This window comes from Streptomyces sp. NPDC058459 (assembly GCF_042721685.1).
Lineage (GTDB): Bacteria > Actinomycetota > Actinomycetes > Streptomycetales > Streptomycetaceae > Streptomyces.
In genome coordinates this window covers 1-5,932 of sequence record NZ_JBHXLV010000099.1, presented here as the reverse complement: position 1 = coordinate 5,932, position 5,932 = coordinate 1, and the positions used below count along the sequence as shown (strand labels likewise).

Below are 5,932 nucleotides of genomic sequence, written 5' to 3'. Positions count from 1 at the left end.
TCCGCGCTGGACCAGGCCGGTGGCTGAGACGGTGGCCGAGCGGGCGGGGACACCTCATGTGGTGCGGCACGCGGAGGAGGTCATGGGGACCGTCTTCTCCTTCGACGTGCGCGGCGGCGACCCCGGGGCGGTGCGGGCGGCGCTGGACTCGGCGGTCGCGGGACTGCACCGGGCCGACGCGGTGTTCAGCACCTACCGCGAGGACAGCGAGGTGTCCCGGCTGGCCCGCGAGGAGCTGACGCCGGAGCAGTGCGCCCCCGAGGTGCGCGAGGTGCTGGCGCTGGCGGAGGAGGCGGAGCGGATCAGCGACGGCTGGTTCAGCACCCGGTACCGGGGGACGCTCGACCCCACCGGCATCGTCAAGGGCTGGTCCGCCGAGCGGGCCGCGCGCTCACTGGCCGCGGTCCCCGGGGTGTGCGGGGTGAGCGTGAACGGCGGCGGTGACGTCCAGATGGTGGGGGCGCCCGAGCCGCACCGGGCCTGGCGGGTGGGCGTGGCCGATCCGCTCCGGCCGGGCGGGCTGGCGGCGGTGGTGTCGGCGGCCGGTGCGGAGGAGCTGGCGGTGGCGACCTCGGGCACGGCGGAGCGGGGCGCGCACATCGTGGACCCCCGCACCGGCCGCTCGGCGGTGACCGACCTGGTCGCCGTGACAGTGGTGGCCCCCCGGCTGACCTGGGCCGACTGCTGGGCCACGGCCGCCTTCGCCATGGGCTCCCGCGCGGGCCTGGCCTGGCTGGAGTCCCTCCCGGACGTGGAGGGACTGCTCATCACGGCGGGCGACGAGGTCCGCTGCACGGGAGGTCTGGCGACCCGGCTGGGGTGAGCGGGACCACTTCGCCCTACGGGGCGTTCTGGGCGAGCCGCAGCAAGTGGTCCGCGAGGGCCTGGCCGCCGGTGGCGTCTCGGCTGATCAGCATGAGGGTGTCGTCGCCGGCGATGGTGCCGAGGATGTCGTGGAGTTCGGCCTGGTCGATGGCCGAGGCGAGGAACTGGGCGGCACCTGGCGGGGTGCGCAGCACGACGAGGTTGGCGGACGCCTCGGCGGAGATCAGCAGCTCCTGGGAGAGCCGCCGCATCCGCTCCTCCTTGGCGGAGCCGCCCAGCGGGGCACGCGGGGTGCGGAAGCCGCCCTCGCTGGGCACCGCGTAGATCAGGTCGCCGCCGGTGTTGCGGATCTTGACCGCGTTCAGCTCGTCCAGGTCGCGGGAGAGGGTCGCCTGGGTGACGGTCAGCCCGTCGTCGGCGAGCAGCTTGGCGAGCTGGCTCTGCGAGCGCACCGGCTGCCGGTTGAGGATGTCCACGATCCGGCCGTGGCGGGCCGTCCTGGTCTGCGGTACCGCGGGGCCGCCCGCCGCCTGATCGTGGTCCTGCGCCTGGCTCATCGTCGTCTCATTCTCGGGATCGTCCGTCCTCGTCGCCTGCGTCGAGGATGCCGGGCAGCGCCTGGAGGAAGGCGTCCACCTCGTCGTCGCGCAGGTTCAGCGGGGGCATGAGCCGTACGACGTCGGGGGCGGGCGCGTTCACCAGGAACCCGGCCTCCTGGGCCGCCGCCTGCGCCTCGTTGGCGTGCGGCCCGGTGAGCACGATACCCAGCAGCAGGCCCGCGCCCCGGACATGGTCGACCGACGGGTGGTCCAGCGCCTCGATGCCGGCGCGCAGGGCCTCGCTCTGCCGCTTGGCGTTCGCGAGCAGGTCCTCGTCGTCGATGGTGTCGAGGACGGCGAGTCCGGCGGCGCAGGCGACCGGGTTGCCGCCGAAGGTGGTGCCGTGCTGGCCGGGCTGGAGCAGGTCGGCGGCGCGGCCGAAGGCGACGGTCGCGCCGAGCGGCAGCCCGCCGCCGAGCCCCTTGGCGAGGCTGACGACATCGGGCAGCACGCCGTCGTGGGCCTGGTACGCGAACCAGTCGCCGGTGCGGCCGACGCCGGTCTGCACCTCGTCCAGCACAAGGAGGGCGCCCGTCGCGGCCGTGATGGCGCGGGCGGCCTTGAGGTAGCCGGGCGGCGGGACCACGACGCCGCTCTCGCCCTGCACGGGCTCGATGATCACCAGAGCGGTCTCGTCGGTGACGGCGGCGGCGAGCGCCCGCGGATCGCCGTACGGCACATGCGTGACGTCGCCGGGCAGCGGGCGGAACGGCTCCTGCTTGGCGGGCTGGCCGGTGAGGGCGAGGGCGCCCATGGTGCGGCCGTGGAAGCCGCCGGTGGTCGCCACCATATGGGTGCGCCCGGTCAGCCGGCCGATCTTCAGCGCGCCCTCGTTGGCCTCGGCGCCGGAGTTGCAGAAGAACACCTTGCCGTCCCGGCCGAACAGCCGCAGCAGGCGCTCGGCGAGGGCGACGGGCGGCTCCGCGACGAACAGGTTGGAGACATGGCCGAGGGTGCCGATCTGCTCGCTCACCGCGCGGACGACCGCCGGGTGGGCGTGCCCGAGGGCGTTGACCGCGATACCGCCGACGAAGTCCAGATAGCGCTTGCCGTCGGCGTCCCAGACGGCGGTGCCCTCTCCCCGGACGAGGGGGAGGCGCGGGGTGCCGTAGTTGTTCATGAGGGCGCCCTGCCAGCGCGCGGTCAGTTCCTCGTTGCTCATGACTCCCCCTGGGTGTCCGGCTCGTCGGGCACGACCATGGTGCCGATGCCCTCGTCGGTGAAGATCTCCAGCAGGATGGAGTGCTGGACGCGGCCGTCGATGACGCGGGCGGTGCGCACGCCGTTGCGTACCGCGTGCAGGCAGCCCTCCATCTTGGGCACCATGCCCGAGGACAGTTCGGGCAGCAGTTTCTCCAGCTGGGTCGCGGTGAGGCGGCTGATCACCTCGTCGGAGTGCGGCCAGTCCTCGTAGAGTCCCTCGACGTCGGTGAGGACCATGAGGGTCTCGGCGCCCAGCGCAGCAGCGAGTGCCGCAGCCGCCGTATCAGCATTGACGTTGTAGACATGTCCGTCGTCCTGGGAGCGAGCGATCGAGGAGACGACCGGGATGCGGCCGTCGGCGAGCAGGGTCTCGATGGCGCCGGTGTCGATCCCGGTGATCTCGCCGACGCGTCCGATGTCGATGAGTTCGCCGTCGACGCGCGGCCGGTGCCGGGTCGCGGTGATGGTGTGGGCGTCCTCGCCGGTGAGACCGACGGCGAACGGTCCGTGCTGGTTGAGCAGGCCGACCAGCTCGCGCTGCACCTGCCCGGCGAGCACCATCCGTACGACGTCCATGGCGTCCTCGGTGGTGACGCGCAGGCCGGCCTTGAACTCGCTGACGATGCCGTGCCGGTCGAGCGCGGCACTGATCTGGGGGCCGCCGCCGTGCACCACGACGGGCCGCAGGCCGGCGTGACGGAGGAAGACGACGTCCTGGGCGAACGCGGCCTTCAGGCTCTCGTCGACCATGGCGTTGCCGCCGAACTTGATGACGACGGTGCGGCCGTGGTGGCGGGTGAGCCAGGGCAGCGCCTCGACGAGGGTCTGCGCCTTGGGCAGGGCGGTGTGCCTGCGCGCGGGGGTGCTCATGAGCTGTACGCGCTGTTCTCGTGGACGTAGTCCGCGGTCAGGTCGTTGGTCCAGATGACGGCGGTCTCGGTGCCGGCGGCGAGGTCGGCGACGATGTGCACCTCGCGGTAGCGCATGTCGACCAGGTCGCGGTCCTCGCCGATGGAGCCGTTCTCACAGACCTGGACACCGTTGATGGCGACGCCCAGCCGGTCCGGCTCGAACGCGGCCCTGGTGGTGCCGATGGCGGACAGGACGCGGCCCCAGTTGGGGTCCTCGCCGTGGATGGCGCACTTGAGGAGGTTGTTGCGGGCGATGGACCGGCCGACCTCGACGGCGTCCTCCTCGCTGGCCGCGTTGATGACCTCCACCTTGATGTCCTTGCTGGCGCCCTCGGCATCCCCGATGAGCTGGCGGCCCAGGTCGGCGCAGACCTCGCGGACCGCGTCGGCGAACTCGTCGTGGCCGGGGGTGATGCCGGAGGCGCCGGAGGAGAGCAGCAGGACGGTGTCGTTGGTGGACATGCAGCCGTCGGAGTCGACCCGGTCGAAGGTGACCCTGGTGGCGTCGCGCAGCGCCTTGTCCAGCTCCGCACCGGTGAGGTCGGCGTCGGTGGTGAGGACGACCAGCATGGTGGCGAGGCCGGGGGCCAGCATGCCGGCGCCCTTGGCCATGCCGCCTACCGTCCAGCCGTCCCGGGTGACCACGGCGGTCTTGTGATGGGTGTCGGTGGTCTTGATGGCGAGGGCGGCCTTCTCCCCGCCGTGCTCGCTGAGGGAGGCGGCGGCCTTCTCGACGCCGGGCAGCAGCCTGTCCATGGGCAGCCTCACGCCGATGAGGCCGGTCGAGCAGACGGCGACCTCGATGGCGCCGCGTCCGAGGACCTCGCCGGCCTTCTCGGCGGTGGCGTGGGTGTCCTGGAAGCCCTGGGGGCCGGTGCAGGCGTTGGCACCGCCGGAGTTGAGGACGACCGCGCTGACCTGGCCGCCCTTCAGGACCTGCTCGGACCACAGCACCGGGGCGGCCTTGACGCGGTTGGCGGTGAAGACGCCGGCGGCGGCTCGGCGGGGGCCGGTGTTGACCACGAGGGCCAGGTCGGGGCTGCCGTTCTGCTTGATCCCGGCGGCGATGCCCGCCGCGGTGAATCCCTTGGCCGCTGTGACGCTCAAGGCGCGACTCCGATCGTGGAAAGCCCGGTGGTCTCGTCGAGCCCGAGGGCGATGTTCATGCTCTGCAGGGCACCGCCCGCGGTGCCCTTGGTCAGGTTGTCGATGGCGCTGATCACGATGACCCGGCCGGTCTCGGCGTCCAGCGCGGTCTGCACCTGGACGGCGTTGGAGCCGGTCACGGCGCCGGTGGCCGGCCACTGCCCCTCGGGCAGCAGCCGGAGATACGGCTCGTCGGCGTACGCCTTCTCGTAGACCGCGCGGACCGCCTCCGCGGTGACTCCGGCGCGGGCCTTGGCGCTGCACGTGGCGAGGATGCCGCGCGGCATGGGGGCGAGGGTCGGGGTGAAGGAGACACTCACCCGCTCCCCGGCCGCCGCGCTGAGGTTCTGGATCATCTCGGGGGTGTGCCGGTGGCCGCCACCGACGCCGTACGGGGTCATGGAGCCCATGACCTCGCTGCCGAGCAGCTGCGCCTTGGGCGCCTTGCCGGCCCCGGAGGTGCCCGAGGCGGCCACGATCACGGCCTCGGGCTCGGTGATCCCGGCTTCGTAGGCCGGGAAGAGGGCGAGGGAGACGGCGGTGGGGTAGCAGCCGGGTACGGCGATGCGCTTGGCGCCCTCCAACGCGGCCCGACCGCCCGGGAGTTCGGGCAGGCCGTAGGGCCAGGTACCGGCGTGCGGAGAGCCGTAGAACCGCTCCCAGTCGGCGGGGTCGGTGAGCCGGAAGTCGGCGCCCAGGTCGATCACGAGCACGTCCGGGCCGAGCTGTCCGGCGACGGCGGCGGACTGCCCGTGGGGCAGCGCGAGGAACACCACGTCGTGCCCGGCGAGCGCCTCGGCGGTCGTCTCCGCCAGCACCCGGTCGGCCAGCGGCGCCAGTTGCGGCTGCAGCTCGCCGAGTCGCCGGCCCGCGCTGGAGTGCCCGGTCAGCGTCCCGACCTCCACCCCGGAATGCCCGAGGAGCAGCCGCAGCAACTCCCCGCCCGCATACCCACTGGCCCCGGCAACCGCCGCGCGCACCACCATGCCGACCTCCTTCATTGGCATGACTATACGTATCTCTGCACTTTTATGCAATCACTTGTACGAGCACGCACGGCCGGGAGGTTCATCGCCTCGGGGCCGGAGGACGCGTCCGCCAGGACCGTGTAGCCCTCGCGCACGTGTCCTCGGACGGCTCGCCCTGCCCGGCCGGCACGCTGCGGTCGTACGGCCTTGAGGGCGGCGGCGTCGATGATGTGCTGGGTGGCGGGGAGCAGCGGCACGTGGAGGCTGACGAGGTCGGCCC

General features: G+C 72.9%; 6 protein-coding genes and 1 pseudogene. 1 reads left to right on the top strand and 6 read right to left on the bottom strand.

Features of this window, described 5'->3' with window-relative positions; all coding sequences use genetic code 11:
- Positions 1-82 precede the first annotated feature (82 nt).
- Positions 83-823, top strand: coding sequence for an FAD:protein FMN transferase (locus ACFWN1_RS19270; RefSeq protein WP_384363420.1), 741 nt, complete (start codon positions 83-85; stop codon positions 821-823).
- A gap of 16 nt (positions 824-839) precedes the next feature.
- Here ACFWN1_RS19270 and ACFWN1_RS19265 read toward each other — a convergent pair whose 3' ends face one another.
- From ACFWN1_RS19265 to ACFWN1_RS19240, 6 genes and pseudogenes are all read right to left on the bottom strand, one after another.
- The gene (locus ACFWN1_RS19265; protein ID WP_384363384.1) at positions 840-1,382 is read right to left on the bottom strand and encodes an arginine repressor; all 543 of its coding nucleotides are present in this window, start codon (positions 1,380-1,382) and stop codon (positions 840-842) included.
- Between the two features lie 7 nt (positions 1,383-1,389).
- On the bottom strand, positions 1,390-2,586 hold the full coding sequence (locus ACFWN1_RS19260) for an acetylornithine transaminase (protein ID WP_384363382.1): 1,197 nt from the start codon (positions 2,584-2,586) through the stop codon (positions 1,390-1,392).
- On the bottom strand, positions 2,583-3,497 hold the full coding sequence (argB, locus tag ACFWN1_RS19255; protein ID WP_384363380.1) for an acetylglutamate kinase: 915 nt from the start codon (positions 3,495-3,497) through the stop codon (positions 2,583-2,585). Before argB ends, ACFWN1_RS19260 begins: the two co-directional genes overlap by 4 nt.
- Positions 3,494-4,645, bottom strand: coding sequence for a bifunctional glutamate N-acetyltransferase/amino-acid acetyltransferase ArgJ (gene argJ, locus ACFWN1_RS19250; protein ID WP_384363378.1), 1,152 nt, complete (start codon positions 4,643-4,645; stop codon positions 3,494-3,496). The genes argB and argJ overlap by 4 nt, the downstream gene beginning before the upstream one ends.
- Positions 4,642-5,670, bottom strand: coding sequence for an N-acetyl-gamma-glutamyl-phosphate reductase (argC, locus tag ACFWN1_RS19245; protein ID WP_384363418.1), 1,029 nt, complete (start codon positions 5,668-5,670; stop codon positions 4,642-4,644). Before argC ends, argJ begins: the two co-directional genes overlap by 4 nt.
- 23 nt (positions 5,671-5,693) lie before the next feature.
- A pseudogene (locus ACFWN1_RS19240) lies at positions 5,694-5,932 on the bottom strand (hypothetical protein); the annotation flags it as partial.

Excerpts from the sequence above, each read along its gene's own strand:
- ACFWN1_RS19270 (WP_384363420.1), top strand. The coding sequence starts at position 83 with ATGGGGACCGTCTTCTCCTTCGACGTGCGCGGCGGCGACCCCGGGGCG.
- ACFWN1_RS19265 (WP_384363384.1), bottom strand. The coding sequence starts at position 1,382 with ATGAGCCAGGCGCAGGACCACGATCAGGCGGCGGGCGGCCCCGCGGTA.
- ACFWN1_RS19260 (WP_384363382.1), bottom strand. The coding sequence starts at position 2,586 with ATGAGCAACGAGGAACTGACCGCGCGCTGGCAGGGCGCCCTCATGAAC.
- argB (WP_384363380.1), bottom strand. The coding sequence starts at position 3,497 with ATGAGCACCCCCGCGCGCAGGCACACCGCCCTGCCCAAGGCGCAGACC.
- argC (WP_384363418.1), bottom strand. The coding sequence starts at position 5,670 with ATGGTGGTGCGCGCGGCGGTTGCCGGGGCCAGTGGGTATGCGGGCGGG.